The following is a 2,268-nucleotide window of genomic DNA, read 5'->3' as shown; positions in this document are numbered from 1 at the left end:
GGGTGCAGGGAGTGGTAAAGACTCCGGATGGTATGATCCTGATAACAGATCCGGACAGATTCCTGCTACCAGATGAAGAAGGAGCACTTTCTGCTGCTCTCATACAAGAGGGAGGAAAAACCTGATGCCTGCAACTCTATTATCAGAGGATTTACAGCAAGTATACAGGTTTGTAAATGAAAGGATTGGGTTTGCATATGCCCCAGACCGGATGTCTGATCTTGAACGAGGGTTTTTTACAGCTTGTCGGGATCTCGGACTCATCGATCCAGCTTCCTGCATGCAGGCTCTCAATGATCCAACTAAAGCATCTGCAGTTGAAGAGGCGCTGGTAAAAAACCTCACCATAGGGGAGACCTACTTTTTCAGGGATAAAAAACTCTTTGCATATCTTCGCGATCAATTACTGCCTGATCTAATCAGGACACGACGAATCTCTGGAAAGTATCTTCGTATCTGGTCTGCCGCATGTAGTACAGGAGAAGAGGCATATTCACTAGCTATTCTCATTAATTACCTACTGCCAGACCTCATTGACTGGGATGTTACAATCCTAGCATCAGATATAAACCCGGGATCTCTGTATGCAGCCGAAATCGGTGTATATTCCAGATGGTCTTTTAGAGAAGAGTCACCTGTTCCTATCGATCGTCATGTTATCCCATCTGTCGATGGAAGGTTCAAAATATCAGAGACAATCAAGAGAATGGTCAAATTCAGTAGGATCAATCTTATCAATGACCACTATCCTTCTCCGTTGACCGGGACCATGAAGATGGACCTCATTTTCTGCCGTAATGTTCTCATGTACTTTTCATCTGAACTTGCGGCAGGTGTGGTTGACCGTCTAAACTCATCACTCGTAGATAAAGGATGGCTCATCGTGAGCCCACAGGAAATAAGTTATGCACAACATCCGGGTTTTATTCAGGTAAAGCGGGATTCTGTATTTTTATTTAGAAAAGGGATTGAAGAATATCAGAAAAATCCAGCCATATTTAACCATAATCCATCAACTGTCAATGATGAGATAGTCCAGGACAGGATTTCGGATTTAAATAATCTGGACTTAAGCCAGCAAAAAACCCTTCCAAATAATTCGATAATCGTTCTACCCGATCTGACCAAATCATCAATTAACTCAAACCCCGATTCAATAGTACATCATGATGAACTGATTCAGGCAGTTAATATAACTGCTGCAAACCACCACGATCCAGATATACGTATTCAGGAAGGTAGACTTGCCGAAGCTGAATTACTATTACAGGAAGAGCAAAACCCAACTCCCAAAACTCTAGGGACCATGGAGATGCTTGCCAAAAAATATGCAGATAGAGGAGATTGGGATCATGCACTCGGCTGGTGCGATAAGATTCTAGCTATGGATCCTCTCTTTGCAGGAGCCTATCACCTCCGGGCAATAATCCATCAGAATCGGGGTGATATTCCTGCTGCAATCCAATCACTTAAACAGGCATTATATGCAGAACCGGATTACATTCCTGCCCACCTGATGCTGGGGAGTTTCCTGGGAGCAGAGGGTAGAGAATCTGAAGCTAAAAGACACTATCAGATAGCATTAGATATCCTCTCGTCCATGGCTGATGATATACCCATAGATGAAACAGACGGAATGCCTGCAATTCGTGTCAGGGAAATGGTACAGATGCTCCTTGCAGTGGTGTCATCCAGATGAATGATAGTTCTCAAGAAATCCAACCTTTCTCCACAAATGGTTTCACAACCCTCTCATCAATAGAGATTCTGACCCAACGGGCTCGTGATCTCGCCGCTCCGAGAGACGATCATCAAGAAGACAAATCTGGAACTGAAGTTCTGGAATTTCATCTATCTGGGGAAAAATACGTAATTAGTATGGAATATATCAAGGAAGTTGCCCTGCTAAAAGAGATAACATATATTCCGGGTACCCCGCCGTTTATCCTTGGCATCATCAGTCTTCATGGATCAATACTCTCAATTGTAGATCTTCGTATCGTACTTGGCATGCCCCCCAAAGGATTGACTGATTTTAACCGTATCATAGTACTATCAAATAATGAGATGACATTCGGAGTACTTGCTGATGCTATCGACAGAACAAGAACAATAAATACTGATCAGATAAGCAGACCGCCACCTACGATCAGTGGACCAGAAGCAGCATATCTGTCAGGTGTTCTCCCTGGTCCGGTAATGGTAATTGACGCCAGGGCACTCCTCTCAAATCCGGGAATGATACTGGGAGATGATTAATTAACTATG

The 2,268-nt window shown here is 43.4% G+C and carries 2 protein-coding genes; both read left to right on the top strand.

Annotated elements, in window-relative coordinates:
* The first annotated feature begins 124 nt into the window (after positions 1–124).
* Positions 125–1,699 (top strand): CheR family methyltransferase, encoded by a 1,575-nt coding sequence (locus VN429_RS04070; protein ID WP_325630068.1) that lies wholly within the window; start codon positions 125–127, stop codon positions 1,697–1,699.
* On the top strand, positions 1,696–2,259 hold the full coding sequence (locus VN429_RS04065; RefSeq protein WP_325630066.1) for a chemotaxis protein CheW: 564 nt from the start codon (positions 1,696–1,698) through the stop codon (positions 2,257–2,259). Before VN429_RS04070 ends, VN429_RS04065 begins: the two co-directional genes overlap by 4 nt.
* Positions 2,260–2,268 lie beyond the last annotated feature (9 nt).

Source organism: Methanospirillum sp. (assembly GCF_035560735.1).
In the GTDB taxonomy this organism is placed as follows: domain Archaea; phylum Halobacteriota; class Methanomicrobia; order Methanomicrobiales; family Methanospirillaceae; genus Methanospirillum.
The sequence above is the reverse complement of the archived record's forward strand: the minus strand, read 5'-3'. Positions and strand labels throughout refer to the sequence as shown.